Source organism: Marinobacter sp. V34 (assembly GCF_055524115.1).
On the sequence record NZ_JBUPZY010000001.1, the window covers coordinates 63,203 to 77,468 of the forward strand.

General features: G+C 57.7%; 15 protein-coding genes and 2 tRNA genes. 6 read left to right on the top strand and 11 right to left on the bottom strand.

Annotation, left to right across the window (positions count from 1 at the left end; translation table 11 throughout):
• Nucleotides 1-8: 8 nt before the first annotated feature.
• Nucleotides 9-710 (top strand): hypothetical protein, encoded by a 702-nt coding sequence (locus AC0B60_RS00315; protein ID WP_465083142.1) that lies wholly within the window; start codon nt 9-11, stop codon nt 708-710.
• Here AC0B60_RS00315 and AC0B60_RS00320 read toward each other — a convergent pair.
• Together AC0B60_RS00320 and AC0B60_RS00325 are read right to left on the bottom strand one after the other, a co-directional pair.
• The gene (locus AC0B60_RS00320; RefSeq protein ID WP_465083143.1) at nt 703-1,128 is read right to left on the bottom strand and encodes a PACE efflux transporter; all 426 of its coding nucleotides are present in this window, start codon (nt 1,126-1,128) and stop codon (nt 703-705) included. The genes AC0B60_RS00315 and AC0B60_RS00320 overlap by 8 nt on opposite strands.
• 111 nt (nt 1,129-1,239) lie before the next feature.
• Nucleotides 1,240-1,316, bottom strand: a tRNA-Met gene (locus AC0B60_RS00325).
• A gap of 220 nt (nt 1,317-1,536) precedes the next feature.
• Between AC0B60_RS00325 and fhuF the strand changes: the two genes are divergently transcribed.
• Entirely contained in the window at nt 1,537-2,307 is a 771-nt protein-coding gene (gene fhuF, locus AC0B60_RS00330) for a siderophore-iron reductase FhuF (RefSeq protein ID WP_465083144.1), read from the top strand.
• Nucleotides 2,308-2,330: 23 nt separating this feature from the next.
• Here fhuF and AC0B60_RS00335 read toward each other — a convergent pair whose 3' ends face one another.
• From AC0B60_RS00335 to AC0B60_RS00375, 9 genes are all read right to left on the bottom strand, one after another.
• Complete coding sequence (locus tag AC0B60_RS00335; protein WP_465083145.1) at nt 2,331-3,050, bottom strand: 4'-phosphopantetheinyl transferase family protein; 720 nt, start codon at nt 3,048-3,050, stop codon at nt 2,331-2,333.
• A 20-nt stretch (nt 3,051-3,070) separates the two neighbouring features.
• Complete coding sequence (gene ychF / locus AC0B60_RS00340; protein WP_465083146.1) at nt 3,071-4,162, bottom strand: redox-regulated ATPase YchF; 1,092 nt, start codon at nt 4,160-4,162, stop codon at nt 3,071-3,073.
• Nucleotides 4,163-4,198: 36 nt separating this feature from the next.
• On the bottom strand, nt 4,199-4,786 hold the full coding sequence (pth, locus tag AC0B60_RS00345; RefSeq protein ID WP_465083147.1) for an aminoacyl-tRNA hydrolase: 588 nt from the start codon (nt 4,784-4,786) through the stop codon (nt 4,199-4,201).
• A 30-nt stretch (nt 4,787-4,816) separates the two neighbouring features.
• Nucleotides 4,817-5,464 carry a 50S ribosomal protein L25/general stress protein Ctc gene (locus AC0B60_RS00350; protein WP_465083148.1) on the bottom strand — a complete coding sequence of 216 codons (648 nt, stop codon included), beginning with the start codon at nt 5,462-5,464 and terminating at the stop codon, nt 4,817-4,819.
• Nucleotides 5,465-5,621: 157 nt separating this feature from the next.
• Complete coding sequence (locus tag AC0B60_RS00355) at nt 5,622-6,572, bottom strand: ribose-phosphate diphosphokinase (RefSeq protein ID WP_465083150.1); 951 nt, start codon at nt 6,570-6,572, stop codon at nt 5,622-5,624.
• Between the two features lie 52 nt (nt 6,573-6,624).
• A tRNA-Gln gene (locus AC0B60_RS00360) sits at nt 6,625-6,699 on the bottom strand.
• Between the two features lie 19 nt (nt 6,700-6,718).
• Nucleotides 6,719-7,576 carry a 4-(cytidine 5'-diphospho)-2-C-methyl-D-erythritol kinase gene (gene ispE, locus AC0B60_RS00365; RefSeq protein WP_465083152.1) on the bottom strand — a complete coding sequence of 286 codons (858 nt, stop codon included), beginning with the start codon at nt 7,574-7,576 and terminating at the stop codon, nt 6,719-6,721.
• A complete protein-coding gene (gene lolB, locus AC0B60_RS00370; protein WP_465083154.1) occupies nt 7,573-8,211 on the bottom strand; it encodes a lipoprotein insertase outer membrane protein LolB in 639 nt (212 codons plus the stop codon). The genes ispE and lolB overlap by 4 nt, the downstream gene beginning before the upstream one ends.
• Nucleotides 8,208-9,956, bottom strand: a complete 1,749-nt coding sequence (locus AC0B60_RS00375; RefSeq protein ID WP_465083155.1) for a tetratricopeptide repeat protein — start codon at nt 9,954-9,956, stop codon at nt 8,208-8,210. The genes lolB and AC0B60_RS00375 overlap by 4 nt, the downstream gene beginning before the upstream one ends.
• Nucleotides 9,957-10,186: 230 nt before the next feature.
• Between AC0B60_RS00375 and hemA the strand changes: the two genes are divergently transcribed.
• From hemA to AC0B60_RS00395, 4 genes are read left to right on the top strand one after another with little or no spacing between them, the layout of a single operon-like run.
• The gene (gene hemA, locus AC0B60_RS00380; protein WP_465083157.1) at nt 10,187-11,476 is read left to right on the top strand and encodes a glutamyl-tRNA reductase; all 1,290 of its coding nucleotides are present in this window, start codon (nt 10,187-10,189) and stop codon (nt 11,474-11,476) included.
• Nucleotides 11,473-12,558, top strand: coding sequence for a peptide chain release factor 1 (gene prfA / locus AC0B60_RS00385; RefSeq protein ID WP_465083159.1), 1,086 nt, complete (start codon nt 11,473-11,475; stop codon nt 12,556-12,558). The genes hemA and prfA overlap by 4 nt, the downstream gene beginning before the upstream one ends.
• On the top strand, nt 12,551-13,399 hold the full coding sequence (prmC, locus tag AC0B60_RS00390; protein ID WP_465083161.1) for a peptide chain release factor N(5)-glutamine methyltransferase: 849 nt from the start codon (nt 12,551-12,553) through the stop codon (nt 13,397-13,399). Before prfA ends, prmC begins: the two co-directional genes overlap by 8 nt.
• Entirely contained in the window at nt 13,389-14,147 is a 759-nt protein-coding gene (locus AC0B60_RS00395) for a HesA/MoeB/ThiF family protein (protein ID WP_465083162.1), read from the top strand. The genes prmC and AC0B60_RS00395 overlap by 11 nt, the downstream gene beginning before the upstream one ends.
• Nucleotides 14,148-14,266 lie beyond the last annotated feature (119 nt).

The following is a 14,266-nucleotide window of genomic DNA, read 5'->3' on the forward strand; positions in this document are numbered from 1 at the left end:
TCACTCTTATGGACAGGACGTCTGCGCCCTATCGACCCCTGCTAGTCGCCCTCCTCGCGATAGCGATGCCCTTGAATCTTGCTCTCGCAGAGGAACCGGTGCGCGTCGGGATTGTTGCTGGAATAGAGCGGGAAATAACGGTTTCGGACGGAGCGTTGGAGGGGCGCTTTTCCGCGTTCTACCGATGTGTGTTCGAGCGGGTCCCCGGGGATTTTCAGTTCGTCGAAATGCCTTTGGCGCAACTGCTCTACCAACTGAGAAAGGGCGGTGTTGCGGTGGGTTTTCCTCTGGTTCAGACCTCTGAACGGGACCGCTACGCTGATTTCGGTGGGCGACTCTTCCAGACAGAGTATGTCTACCTGTTTCTGAAAGAGATGCCTCCCCTCAGCCAAACCGCTGGCCTCACGTACGCGTTCGTCAGGAAGTTCGTCGGGGATCAGTTGGTTCAAGGCGAAAGCGCAAAGACTCTACACGTATCCGAATGGCGCCAAGCAGTCTATTTACTCAAGTTGGGCCGGGCAGATGTTGTGGTCATTCCCTGGGTGCTCGTCGACAAGTTTATGGCCGGTTATGAGGGCAATTACTTTGTGCGAACGGCAGCCTGGGTAGACTTTTCACTATACGTATCCCATAAACATGGCGACGGCGGTTTGACGGAGGATCTGCGTCGCGCCATTCGCCAGTGTCGTTATCAGAACGACATCAACTGAGGCTCGCATCCTCATCAGGAAACACCGTGTCGTAGCACCAGGTAAAAATGAACGCATAAACCAGGTAAAAGACGACGAAAGCAATATCAACGATCAAGGCTTCAATCAGACCAATCCCCATCCACCAGGCGATGACCGGCAGGAAAGCAATCATCAGGCCCAGCTCAAAACTGATCGCATGAAGGAATCGCATTTTCAGTGACTTGCGGGTAGAGCCGGTAAGGCGCTTCAGGCTGTGATCGAACATGAGATTGAAGAGATAATTCCAGCCGGTTGCCATGGTTGCGCCTATGGCAGCCAGGATGCTGGTTTTGTCCAGCTCAAAGCCAAACACAAGTGCGGCTAATGGAATGGCGATGAGCAGGCCGATGATCTCGAACGAGACGGCCTGACGGATTCTGTCTTTGGTGGTTCTCATGGAAATTCAGGAACAATGGAGGCGGGTCGTCCCGCGTTCAATTCCCGGGAAGGGCGGGGGCGTCCCCGAAACGAAAAAAGGTCACGACATGAGTCGCGACCTTTTAAATTCTGGTAGCAAGGGGCGGAGTCGAACCGCCGACCCCGGCATTATGAGTGCCGTGCTCTAACCAACTGAGCTACCTTGCCAAATTCGTTCTGGATGAGCTCCAAACGAGGCGCGTATTTTCTGGATTTTACCCGGTACTGTCAACCCTCTTTTAGGTTTTGTGTGTTTGGATATCTTGGATTGCGATGGTTGGCTCTTGCTCGGGAACCAAAAAAACATATAATGATAATTATTATCATTATATGTTCGCTCGTATTAGCGGGCCTTTCCGGCCATTTAACCACTTTCGTTGTTTTATCCATGACCATTCCCGCGCTTGCGCCACTGTTTGTTGGTGACTTTGAGTACTACCGGTCCATCCTGGTGCTGCCCGACGATACGCGCCCCGCTATACCAGCGCGAGATCTGGTTACGGAGGATGGCTTGTCGTGGTTGTTGGAGTGTTATCGTCGTTCGCAGCCTGGTGACGATGACCGCGCATTGCTTTCCCAATGGTCGCGCACCTATTTCGCAAAGCTCGTTATTCCGACGATAACGGCCAATCTCGTGTTAGGTCGGGAATTGCCGGTCGGTCTCGACACACTTGAGATTATTATGGGCTGCGATGGCCTTCCTGAGGCTTTTCGTATTCCCGATGAAGGCCGTCCCTTTGAGCGGGTGCCAACGAGCCCGTTTGAGCGTTTTGGAGAGCTCCTGGAGGGTAATTTCGAGCCATTAGTCGTGGGGTGGAGTCACCAGGTTAAACTGTCTGGCAAGGTGCTCTGGAATAATGCTGCGAATTACATTGAATGGCTGGTAGGGGCGTTGACGCAAATGGGCGTGGCGTCGAGCTGCCTGGAAGATGGAAGGCGGCTTATAGAATCCGAGTACCGCCCAGACGGAAAGCGAAACCCGATGTACCGTCCCGTGCGGTATATTCCGCGTAGCGTGGGCCCCTCTCCGTTACGGCAGCGTCGACAATGCTGTATACGTTACCGCTTGCCAGGGTTGGAGTTGTGTGAGAACTGCCCCCATATTGATAGGCCACCCAAAGGAGCAAAGCTGCCTGAAAGTCTTGCTTATAGCGTCTGACACTGGGCGTCGGAAGCAGAATGTCAGTAGGCTGGAACCACTATCAGGCTCACAAGCCGATGCTCTTCCCGGATAAACCATGCGTCCAGTTCAGTGTGCGATGCCCATTCCGGTGACAGGGTTTTGAGCAGGCGCAATCGGGCGCTGCCGTCGGGATGCCAGGACAGAACTTCTGCGTCTTCAAAGTAGAATCGCTGTTTAACAAGGGGGTAAAGTGCTTTGAAGAGCGCTTCCTTGAGGCAGAATGCCAGGGTAATAAAAAACCCCGCCTGACTGGTTAGCTCGGCACTGAACCGCTCCTGCTCAGAAGGCGTCAATATTTGCCGGCAAAGCGGCAGGGCGCGTTCATCGGGCATGATGATTTCCGCATCCAAGCCAACTCCGGCGTAGTCGATTTGCTGGCCAATAACCGCAGCTGCCCAACCCCGGGTGTGGGTGATTGAGCCTACGCAGCCAGTCGGCCATACAGGCGCCCGGTCGTCGCCGAGGGCGGGCACCACCGGTTGCCCCGTGGCGCGCAGCAAGCCTTCACGGGCGCAGAAACGGCCGGCCAGGTATTCCGCCTGGCGTTTGGCCACCGCCCGTTCCACGGACGGTGGCGGGACGATGTCACTGATCGTAAAATCGTCCGGTTTAAGATTGTCGGGGTCAAAGTCCAGGCTGATCAGCTCAAGCCCTGGCAACGACTGCGGCCAGGGCCACCGGTCATCCGGGTTGCTGCAGCATGCTGGCAGGAGGCTCACCTCTAGACGCTCCCGCCTGGTCAGACATTGAACCGGAAGTGGATAACGTCGCCGTCCTGGACAATGTATTCCTTGCCCTCGAGACGCCACTTACCGGCGTCCTTGGCTCCGGATTCGCCGTTGTACTGGACAAAGTCTTCATAGCTCACCACTTCGGCGCGGATGAAGCCGCGTTCGAAATCGGTGTGGATCACGCCTGCCGCTTGTGGTGCGGTGGCGCCTATGCGCACGGTCCAGGCGCGGACTTCCTTTACGCCTGCGGTGAAGTAGGTTTGCAGGTCGAGCAGGCTATAGCCGCCACGGATCACCCGGTCAAGGCCGGGTTCGTCCATGCCCATCTCGTCCAGGAACATGGACTTTTCGTCGTCTTCCAGCTCCGAGATTTCGGCTTCTATCTTGTTACAGATGGGCACAACAACCGCGTTTTCGGTTTCTGCGATCTTTTTCACCGTATCCAGATGAGGGTTGTTCTCGAACCCGTCCTCGCTGACGTTGGCGATATACATGGTGGGCTTGACGGTGAGCAGGCAGAGCTCGCGGATCAGTGCCATTTTCTCTTTGTCGAGATTCATGCTGCGAACCGGCTTGCCTTCGTTCAGCACGGGAAGCAGGGTGTCGAAGACTTCAAGCTGGGCCTTGGCCTCTTTGTCGCCGCTTTTTGCGACACGCTGGACCCGTTTGATGGCTTTCTCGACGGTTTCCAGGTCAGCCAGGGCCAGTTCTGTGTTGATGATTTCGATATCCGAGGCCGGGTCAATCTTATTGGCAACGTGAATGACGTTATCATCCTCAAAGCAGCGCACCACGTGGGCAATGGCGTCAGTCTGGCGGATGTTGGCCAGAAACTGGTTGCCCAGCCCTTCACCCTTCGACGCACCTTCTACCAGGCCGGCGATATCCACGAACTCCATTGTGGTTGCCACGACCTTTTCTGGCTTCACGATTTCGGCGAGCTTGTTCAGGCGGGGGTCGGGCATGGCCACCACGCCAGCATTAGGCTCTATGGTGCAGAATGGGAAGTTTTCCGCGCCAATACCGGATTTGGTCAGTGCGTTGAACAGGGTGGATTTGCCGACGTTGGGAAGGCCGACGATGCCGCAGTTAAATCCCATGGAATGCCTCTGCTGGTGCTGGAAAATTTGGGCGGATTATACCGGTTTGAAGCTGTGCAAGCGATTCATCGCAGCGGGAAGTTTGCCGCTGGCGGCGTCTGGCAGTACGCGGATGATCTCATCGATCAGAGCGTTGAGTTCTTCGGTTTCCCGTTTGCCCAGGCGGCCGAGTACATAGCCGGTGACCTGGCGGCTGTCGCCGGGGTGGCCGATGCCGATGCGCAGGCGCTGGAAATCGTTGGTGCCGAGGTGAGCAATGGTGTCCCGCAGGCCGTTGTGTCCGCCATGGCCGCCGCCTTTTTTTAGCTTGGCGGTACCCGGGGGCAGATCGAGCTCGTCGTGGGCAACCAGAATCTGTTGGGGTTGAATCTTGAAGAAGTCCGCCAATGCCTTGATGGAGAGGCCGCTGCGGTTCATATACGTGGAAGGGTTCAGCAGGTGCAGGTCGAGACCTTGTAGCTGAATACGGGTGTAGAGCCCGTGGTATTTTTTTTCGGGGCGGAGCGTCTGGCCCGTATCTCGGGCCAGCGCTTCGACGAACAGGGCGCCAGCGTTATGGCGGGTATTCGCATAGTCGGGGCCGGGGTTACCCAGTCCCACCACCATGAGGATATCCTGTGCCATCTGCCGTTGCCCTTATCCGTACAGGAGCGATTACTCCTTGTCTTCGCCTTCTTCGCCTTCCTCACCGTCTTCGGCTTCGTCATCAACCTTGGCGCCGCGCGGTTTGTGGATGGCTACAACTGGAAGGTCGTGGTCTTCGCCCTGGATCAGGGCTGCAACGCGAACGCCTTTCGGCAGCTTCAGATCGCTCAGGTGCACAACCTGGTCCATGTCCACTTCAGCCATGTCGACTTCAAGGAACTCAGGCAGGTTTTGCGGCAGACAGATCACTTCCACTTCGTTGATCTGGTGGTTGGCAACGCCGCCGTGGAGCTTGATAGCCGGTGCAGAATCTTCGTTCAGGAAGTGCAGCGGTACGTTAACGTGGATTTCGTGATCCTTGTCAACGCGCAGGAAGTCAGCGTGGGTCAGCAGCGGCTTGTACGGGTGGCGCTGCAGATCCTTCAGGATCACGCTTTCTTTCTTGCCTTCCAGTTCGATGGTCAGAACGTGTGAGAAGAAGGCTTCGTTTTCCAGAGCTTTTTTCAGCTCGTTGTGCCAGATGGAAATCGGAGTGGCTTCTTTCTTTCCGCCATAAATGATGGCCGGAATTTTACGCTCCTCACGACGCAGGCGGCGGCTCGCACCTCTCCCCTGATCGCCACGAGGAAATGCTTCGATAAGAAATTCCTGAGACATGGTTATTAACCTCAATTTTCACCAGAGCGGCCCGCGACCAGACCCTGAACCGGTGATATTTTCGATATGCCGGAAGCTTTTCCGGCGGACTAAACAGACCGGGAGCCCACTGGGCTCCCGGTCTGGATTCTTTTCACTAAATCAGGCGGTTAGCTGATCAGGCGTTCTCAAACATCGCGCTGATGGACTCTTCGTTGCTGACGCGACGAATAGATTCCGCAAGCAGCCCAGCCATAGTGAGGATGCGGATCTTATCACAATTACGCGCTTTGTCACCCAGTGGGATGGTGTCGCAGACAACCAGCTCGTCCAGCTCAGAGGCGTTGAGGTTGTCAACGGCCGGGCCTGAAAGGACTGGATGCGTGATGTAGGCGACCACACGAGCGGCACCATGTTCTTTCAACGCGTTAGCGGCTTTGCAGAGGGTGCCGGCGGTGTCGATGATGTCGTCCACCAGGATACAGGTCTTGTCTTTTACATCACCGATGATATGCATGACCTGCGACACATTGGCCTTGGGACGGCGTTTGTCGATGATGGCCAGATCGGCATCGTCCAGGCGCTTTGCCACGGCGCGGGCACGAACTACGCCACCCACGTCAGGAGATACCACGACAAAGTTCTCAAAACGCTGCTTCTCGATGTCCTCGAGCATCACCGGGGTGGCATAGATGTTATCCACCGGAACGTCGAAGAAGCCCTGAATCTGGTCGGCGTGCAGGTCAACGGTCAGGACCCGGTCAACGCCGATGCTGGAAATCATGTCTGCAACCACCTTGGCACTGATGGCAACGCGGGTGGATCGAACGCGACGATCCTGGCGGGCGTAGCCATAGTAGGGAATAACCGCGGTAACCCGGGTAGCGGATGCACGGCGCAGTGCGTCGGCCATCACGATCAGTTCCATCAGGTTATCGTTGGTGGGGTTGCAGGTGGGCTGAATGATGAAGACATCATGCCCGCGAACGTTTTCGTTGATCTCAACGGTGGTTTCACCATCGCTGAAGGTGCCAACGGTGGCCTGGCCCATGGGGATGTGAAGTTTCTGGGCGATGGCCTTGGCAAGCTCCGGGTTGGCGTTGCCAGTAAAAATCATCAGTTTGGACACGACGGCATCCTTCTCGGTATCGGCGTTTGATTCAGAAGAAGCGGGAGAAAGGTGGCTGGGGTGGCAGGATTCGAACCTGCGCATGACGGGATCAAAACCCGTTGCCTTACCACTTGGCGACACCCCAGTATCGTGCTTTTTTGGCATCATTTTAGCTCTGTCAGCTTTTTGTGAAGTGGTGAAATGTTCACCCCTTGAGCTACGAACCCCGTGATGCCGGAGGGTTTGCTTTCCCAGATGATCCGGGCTGCGGATTCTGTCGGGAAACGTCCAAATATGCAAGCCCCGGTTCCGGTTAATCTTGCAGGTCCGAATTGTGCAAGCCACTCCAGGCTTTGACGAACCTCAGGATACAGTCTCCGAACTACATCCTCACAGTCGTTTCGGTACCTCGAGGCGTCTCCCTCAAAAGCGGGCGCTATTTTGATTCCGGGGGTATCCCTTGTCAACCCTTGCTCGGAAAAAATCTCTTTGGTGCTTATATTGCAAGGTGGTTTTATAACCACAAACCAATCCTCTGGTGGATTGGCATCGGTGAGTTGTTCGCCTACACCTTCGCCCCAGGCGGCATGTCCATGCACGAATACGGGCACATCGGCGCCTAGGGACAGGCCCAGTTCAGCCAGTTCTCCCAGGGATTGGTTAAGGCCCCACAGCCGGTTCAGCCCTACTAGAGTCGTGGCGGCATTGGAGCTGCCGCCCCCCAGGCCGCCGCCCATGGGCAGTTGCTTGTCCACCGTAATGCTGACGCCGGGGATCGTGTGGTCTGCGGTTGCCGCCAGTTTCCGCGCGGCACGCACAATCAGATTGTCCTCGTCGGGCACTCCGGGCAGGGGTTGCTCAAGGACGATTCTGCCATCCGTGCGTGGCATCAGGGTCAGGGTGTCGCCATGGTCCAGGAACTGAAACAGGGTTTGCAGTTCATGGTAGCCATCCGATCGGCGCCCGAGAATGTGCAGGAACAGGTTCAGCTTTGCCGGGGAGGGCAGCACCAGGCTGTTCACCGGCTGTCTCCATCGGTTTGGTTCCAGCTGGTTACCACCACTCTCACGCGTTTCTCGCCCTTGATTGCCGTGATGCGGGCGGGCAGTGGGGGGTAGCCCTCAATGAACGCCTGCCACCGGTCGTAGCGGATCTCCCAGCCCTGTTGACGTATGACGGCCAGTTGGCCCTTGTTGTCGAAGAACACGCGGAAATCCCCGTCAGGGCCGGGCAGGCCCCGTATCCACCAGGCCAGGCTGTCGATGGGAAGCAGCCAGCCGGTGGCGGCATTGACCAGGGACTCCGGGTCGCCGGACTGGTAGCGCTCACCGTTCGGAAGTGTGAGCTCTATAAAGCCGGGAACGCCCTCAAGAGTTGTTCGGCCCATGCCGAGGAACGACGATGACAGTGCCAGTTCGTAGGCTTCCCGGTCCTGCTTCCAATAGTTGATGACGGCGGTGCCGCTGTCCGAGGGCTGGCGAACGGCTAGCTTTCCGGTCAATTCCCAGTGTTGAAACTGGTCACGCCGGGCACTGGTGTTGCTCCAGTCGGCCGGCGGTTGTTCGGTCAGGCCTTCGGGGAGTGGCTCAACCGTCAGTGAACTACAGCCATTCAGAATCAGGGCGGCGAACGTTAGCGCGATAACCGATAATTTCACAGGGACGGCTCCCCAGTCAGCCTCTCAACGGTCTCGGTCAGTATCGGGTGGTCCGGGGCCTGCTCGAGTCCCTCTTTCCAGATCGTGCGGGCCTGTTCCTGGTTGCCGGCCTGCCAGAGCGCTTCGCCGTAATGAGCGGCTACCTCCGGGTCGGCATAGGCTTCCCAGGCGCGGGACAAATAATCCAGCGCTTGTTGGGTGTTGCCCTGCAGGTACAGTACCCAGCCCATGCTGTCGAGTATGGCCGGGTTTTCCGGGTCGATGGCCAGGGCCCTTTCAATATAGTCCCTGGCTTCATCGAGCCGGTCCGTGCGGGTGGTAAGGATATAACCCAGCGCGTTGAGCGCCACGGCGTTTTCGGGCTGCTCTTCGATGATCGTTCTCAGGTCGGCCTCGGCCTGCTCTGGCTTATTCATGGAGTCCAGCAGCATGGCACGGGCGTAGCGAATGCGAACATTGTCAGGGAATGATTTCAGTGCTTCATTGGCCGCCTGAAGAGCCTGCTCGTCATGGTCCCGATCCAGCAGGAGGTTGATTTCCAGCAGGCGGAAATTCTCGTCCTGATCGGGGTTGTTCTTGCGGATTTCGCGAATGTCGGCCAGGGCCTTATCCAGCTCTCCCTGCTCCGCCATGAGTTCACTGGCCCGAGCCAGGGCCGGAAAATAGTAGTTGCCTTTCTCGACATTCCGGTAGTAGCCGATGGCTTGCTCGTTTTCGTTGTCCTCGTCGGCAATCCTGCCAAGATAGTAGTGAGCCTCATCGCTATGATGGCCCTGTTCGATGAGGCGGGTCAGTTCTTGCTCGGCCAGGGCAACCTGGTCGTTTTCAAGTGCGACGAGGGCGTAGGAGAGTCGCAGTCCGGGAACGTCGGGGAAGCGGTTAACCAGTCGGCGAAATTCGTTCTGTGCAGTTTGCAGCTCGCCTTCGCCAATCAGCATGCGGCCATAGAGCGTTCCCATCTGGCGATTATCAGGGAATTGCTGTGTGTTCGCCCGCAGGTGATCCAGGGCCTGCTGTTTCTGGCCGGTCTGGTAAAGCAGGTCGCCCTTGAGTATCAGTGCCGGCTGGAAGTCCGGCTTGCTGTCCAGCAGTGGCTCCAGTTTGGTGAGGGCCTGCAGTGGGGCGCCCGTCACCTTCATCAACAGGGCAATGCTGTACTGCAGTTCCGGGTTTTCGGGATGGCGCTGCTCCAGTTGCTGGTAAAGGTCGAGCAGTTCCTGCTGCTGTTCCGGCGGCAGGTTGCCGGCCATCGCGGCAAGACTGTCAAAATCCGCGTCGCCGCCCAGGTCCATGATCTGCTCCATGTGGCCAAGGGCTGTTTCCAGTTCGTTCTTCTTTACAGCCTGGATGGCGGAGACCCGATGTGCCTGCATGTTGTCGGGGTCCACCTCCAGCCACAGCGCTGCCAGCTTCTGTTGCGCGTTGTCAGCGTTCAGTGACTGGGCTATGCGCATGGTCCGCTCGATCACACCCAGGTCGCGGGATTGCTGTGCCGCCTTCATGTAATTGACAAGCGTGACGTCGAATCGACCCCGCTGGGCGGCTATCTCGCCGGAGAGCAGCAGGTACAGTTCTTCCGGTTCAAAATCGGCGTAACGGATGTCTGGTGACGATTCCGTGGATGATGCTGTGGCGTCATCAGGCGACGAAGTGGATTGCGATTCCTGGTTGTCCTGGAGAAAAGCGCAGCCGGACAGGGAAAGCCCGAGCAGGCAGGTACCAAGCAGTAATGCAGACTTATGCATGCAACATCCCATGATCTGTGTACGATGCACCTGATCGGCCGGAGAGAGTCTGGCGGCGGTCTCAGATGTGGCGTAGTGCGACAAGGCTCTATGATGGCACAAGCGCCTGATATTGCCCAACCTGTCAGCAGTTGCCGATATCACGACGGTTATGGGTGGCGACACTGGCTCCCGATCGTTAAAATGGCGTTATCGAACCGTCGTCAAAGATAAGGCAGTCTAACCCCGATATGGCACTGGTCACCCTCGGAATCAATCATCGTACCGCTCCGGTCGAGTTGCGTGAGCGCGTCGCGTTCACTCCCGAGCGTATGGCCGAGGCGTTTGCTGAATTGCGTGCCACCTCCGGCGCCAGTGAGGCGGCTATCCTGTCTACCTGCAACCGCACCGAGCTTTACCTGGCTGGCGATGATGACTGTGCTCCGGCGGTATTGCGGTGGTTGGCGGGGTTTCATGACATGGAGGCGGGAGACCTGGAAGACGTACTCTACGTACATCGGGACTCGGACGCGGTGCGCCACATCATGCGGGTTGCGGCAGGACTGGACTCCATGGTGCTCGGTGAACCGCAAATCCTCGGCCAGCTCAAGGACGCCTACGCCCTGGCCCGTGAGCATGAGGCCAGCGGCGCGTTCCTGTCCCGTCTGTTCGAGCATACGTTTTCCGTCGCCAAGCGTGTGCGTACCCAGACTGCTATTGGTGAAAACCCGGTGTCGGTGGCCTACGCTGCGGTCAGCATGGCGCACCACATCTTTGCGGATATGTCCCGAAATCGGGCCTTGTTGATCGGCGCAGGCAAGACCATTGAGCTGGTCGCGAGGCACCTGGCCGACGCTGGCGTGAAAAACTTCCTGGTCGCCAATCGCACCCTGGAGCGTGCCCAGGCGCTGGCGGAATCCCGTGGCGGGCAGGGCATTATGCTCTCCGACATTCCTGAACACCTGGCGAACGTAGACATTATCATCTCCTCCACTGCCAGCCCGTTGCCTATTCTTGGTAAGGGCGCCGTGGAGCGGGCGCTTAAAAAGCGCAAGCATCGCCCCTATTTCATGGTGGATATCGCCGTTCCCAGGGATATCGAACCGGAAGTGGGCTCCCTGGCGGATGTCTACCTCTATACCGTTGACGACTTGAGGCAGGTTATTGAAGAGAATGTTCGTTCACGAGAGGGCGCCGCGCGGGAAGCAGAGAACATGGTTGCTGATGGCGTACAACAGTTCCTGAGCCAGCTACGGGCTCTGGATGCAGTCTCCACCCTCAAGCAGTTCCGTCAGCGAGCTGAATCCCTGAGAGACGGGGAGACCGAAAAGGCTATCCGCGCCCTGCGTAATGGCGCAGATCCCGAAACCGTGATGCGAAGCATGGCCAGGGGATTGACCAACAAATTACTGCACGAGCCGTCCATCCAGGTCCGCAAGGCCACCACGGAGGGCAGAACCGAAGTCACTCAATGGCTCAGAGAATTGCATCAGCTTGATGTTCTGGATGCCGACGCGCCCATCACCCCGGAAAAACTATGAAGTCATCGATTCAGTCCCGCCTTGAGCAGCTTGTTGACCGCTTCGAGGAAGTCAGCGCGTTGCTGAGCGATCAGGGTACCATTGCCAATCAGGATAAATTCCGCGACCTGTCCCGGGAATTTGCCGAGATCGAGCCCATCGTTCATTGCTTCCAGGCGTGGCAGAAGTCCCGTGATGATGTAAAGGAAGCCACCGAACTGGCTCGCGACGGTGATGCCGACATGCGCGCCATGGCGGAAGAGGAGCTGGGCCTGGCGGAGCAGACGAGTGAGGAGCTGGACGAAGAGCTTCAGCGCCTGATGCTGCCCAAGGACCCGAACGACGGCAAGAACGTATTCCTGGAGGTTCGTGCCGGCACTGGTGGTGATGAGGCGGCGATTTTCGCCGGTGACCTGTTCAAGATGTACATGCGTTATGCCGAACGCCAGCGCTGGCAGGTTGAGGTTGTCAGCGCCAGTGATGGTGAGCATGGTGGTTACAAGGAAATCATTGCCCGCATTGCTGGTAGTGCGGTCTATGGGGCGCTGAAGTTTGAATCCGGTGCCCATCGGGTGCAGCGGGTGCCGGAAACCGAATCCCAGGGCCGAATTCACACCTCCGCCTGCACGGTGGCGGTGATGCCGGAAGCGGATGAAACCGAGGCCGTTGAAATCAACAAGTCCGACCTGAGGGTGGACACCTTTCGAGCCTCTGGCGCCGGCGGCCAGCACGTCAACAAAACCGATTCAGCGATTCGTATTACCCATATTCCCACAGGCATTGTGGTGGAGTGCCAGGAAGAGCGCTCGCAGCATAAGAACCGGGCCAAAGCGATGAGTTTCCTGGCATCGCGTCTTCAGAACGAGGAAATCGAACGTCAGCAGAAAACCATGGCGGCGACCCGAAAGAGCCTTGTGGGCAGCGGCGACCGATCAGAACGAATTCGCACCTACAATTTCCCCCAGGGGCGGGTGACCGATCACCGCATCAACCTGACGCTGTACAAGCTGGACGAAGTTATCTCCGGTGATCTCGATTCGGTCATCATGCCTTTGCAGCAGGAGCACCAGGCCGACCTGTTGGCCTCTCTGGCTGATGAGTGACAAATCCCTGACCTGTGAGGCGTTGTTAAAAGAAGCTGCCGTGCTGATCGGCGGTGATTCCCCGCGCCTTGATGCTGAGCTACTCCTGGGTTATGTGACTGGCTGGTCCCGAACCAGTTTCCGGGCGTGGCCCGAGCGTAAGGTGGACGTGGCCCTGGTTGCCCGCTTCAGAACCCTTGTGGAACGACGCTGTGAAGGCCACCCGATTGCACACCTGCTGGGCGAACAGGAATTCTGGTCACTCCCGCTGAAGGTCAATCCATCCACACTGATTCCCCGCCCGGATACTGAATGCCTGGTGGAGGCAGCGCTGGCGCTGGATCTACCGAGAAATGCCAATGTGCTGGATCTTGGTACCGGCACTGGTGCCATCGCACTGGCCCTGGCCAGCGAGCAACCCGGTTGGCGGGTTGCCGCCTGCGACGCCGTCCGGGAAGCTGTGGATCTCGCAACCGACAACGCCGACCGGTTGGGCCTGCCGGTGACGGTGCGACAAAGCAACTGGTTTGAGGATTTACCATCAGTTGCTTTTGAACTCATTGTTTCCAATCCACCGTACATCGCAGGGAATGATGTCCACCTGGGAGAGGGCGATGTGCGCTTCGAACCGGCGTCGGCCCTGGTGGCCGGCGATGACGGCCTGGACGATATCCGGCGGATAACCGCTGAAGCCCCGGCATGGCTCTCGCCGGGGGGCTGGTTAGTATTGGAACATGGCTATGAACAGGGAGCGGCTGTGCGGCAACTGTTTACCGATGCGGAGTTGACCTGTGTGGAGACCCGCCAGGACTACGGCCGGCGCGATCGCTTCACCCTTGGGAGAAAACACCATGCTGAATGATGAGGAACTGCTGCGTTACAGCCGCCAGATCCTGATGCCCCGGTTTGATATTTCAGGCCAGGCCAGTCTGAAATCTGCGCGTGTGTTGGTCGTTGGTGCCGGCGGTTTGGGTTGCCCGGTCGCGCTCTACCTTGGCGCTTCCGGAGTTGGTCACCTGACTCTGGTCGATGACGACAACGTAGAAGTAGCCAACCTGCAGCGCCAGATCGCATTCGAACAATCGGATCTTGGTGAATCCAAAGCTGAGCACCTGGCCGATCGTGTGCGGCGCATCAATCCTGACGTGTCAGTTACAGCATTGACCGAACGATTGAAAGGGGACGAACTAAGTCGTCAAGTAGAGTCCGCCAGTCTGGTCGTTGACTGCACCGACAACTTCAGCACCCGTTTCGCCCTCAACCGCGCCTGCGTGTCTGCCCGCGTCCCGCTGGTGTCTGGGGCCGCCATCCGTGGGGAAGGGCAGTTGTCAGTTTATGACGTCCGCGACGACAGCAGCCCTTGCTATCATTGTCTTTACCCGGAGCAGGGCAACGAAGACCTTACCTGTTCCGAAGCCGGCGTTATCGGCCCTCTTGTTGGCATGATAGGCGCTTCCCAAGCCATGGAAGCCGTGAAAGTCATCACCGGCGTGGGCAAACCGTTGATAGGCCGCCTGCTCATTCTGGATGCCTGGCAAATGGAATGGCGAGAAATGAAACTCGCCAGAGATCCAGGTTGTCCTGTCTGCAAAAGCAGAGAGTCAGCATAAGGCCGGATGGGGGGAGGTTCTGCCAAAACCGTGCGGAGCCATGGATGGCGGAGCCGAGCGTACACGGACGTATTCACAGCGTGTTTTGGCAGAACCTCCCCCCTGCCGGCCGCTTCCTC

Excerpts from the sequence above, each read along its gene's own strand:
- AC0B60_RS00350 (WP_465083148.1), bottom strand. The coding sequence starts at position 5,464 with ATGTCTCAGGAATTTCTTATCGAAGCATTTCCTCGTGGCGATCAGGGG.
- pth (WP_465083147.1), bottom strand. The coding sequence starts at position 4,786 with ATGGCACAGGATATCCTCATGGTGGTGGGACTGGGTAACCCCGGCCCC.
- AC0B60_RS00375 (WP_465083155.1), bottom strand. The coding sequence starts at position 9,956 with ATGCATAAGTCTGCATTACTGCTTGGTACCTGCCTGCTCGGGCTTTCC.
- prfA (WP_465083159.1), top strand. The coding sequence starts at position 11,473 with ATGAAGTCATCGATTCAGTCCCGCCTTGAGCAGCTTGTTGACCGCTTC.
- AC0B60_RS00395 (WP_465083162.1), top strand. The coding sequence starts at position 13,389 with ATGCTGAATGATGAGGAACTGCTGCGTTACAGCCGCCAGATCCTGATG.
- prmC (WP_465083161.1), top strand. The coding sequence starts at position 12,551 with ATGAGTGACAAATCCCTGACCTGTGAGGCGTTGTTAAAAGAAGCTGCC.
- AC0B60_RS00320 (WP_465083143.1), bottom strand. The coding sequence starts at position 1,128 with ATGAGAACCACCAAAGACAGAATCCGTCAGGCCGTCTCGTTCGAGATC.
- fhuF (WP_465083144.1), top strand. The coding sequence starts at position 1,537 with ATGACCATTCCCGCGCTTGCGCCACTGTTTGTTGGTGACTTTGAGTAC.
- AC0B60_RS00315 (WP_465083142.1), top strand. The coding sequence starts at position 9 with ATGGACAGGACGTCTGCGCCCTATCGACCCCTGCTAGTCGCCCTCCTC.
- hemA (WP_465083157.1), top strand. The coding sequence starts at position 10,187 with ATGGCACTGGTCACCCTCGGAATCAATCATCGTACCGCTCCGGTCGAG.
- ychF (WP_465083146.1), bottom strand. The coding sequence starts at position 4,162 with ATGGGATTTAACTGCGGCATCGTCGGCCTTCCCAACGTCGGCAAATCC.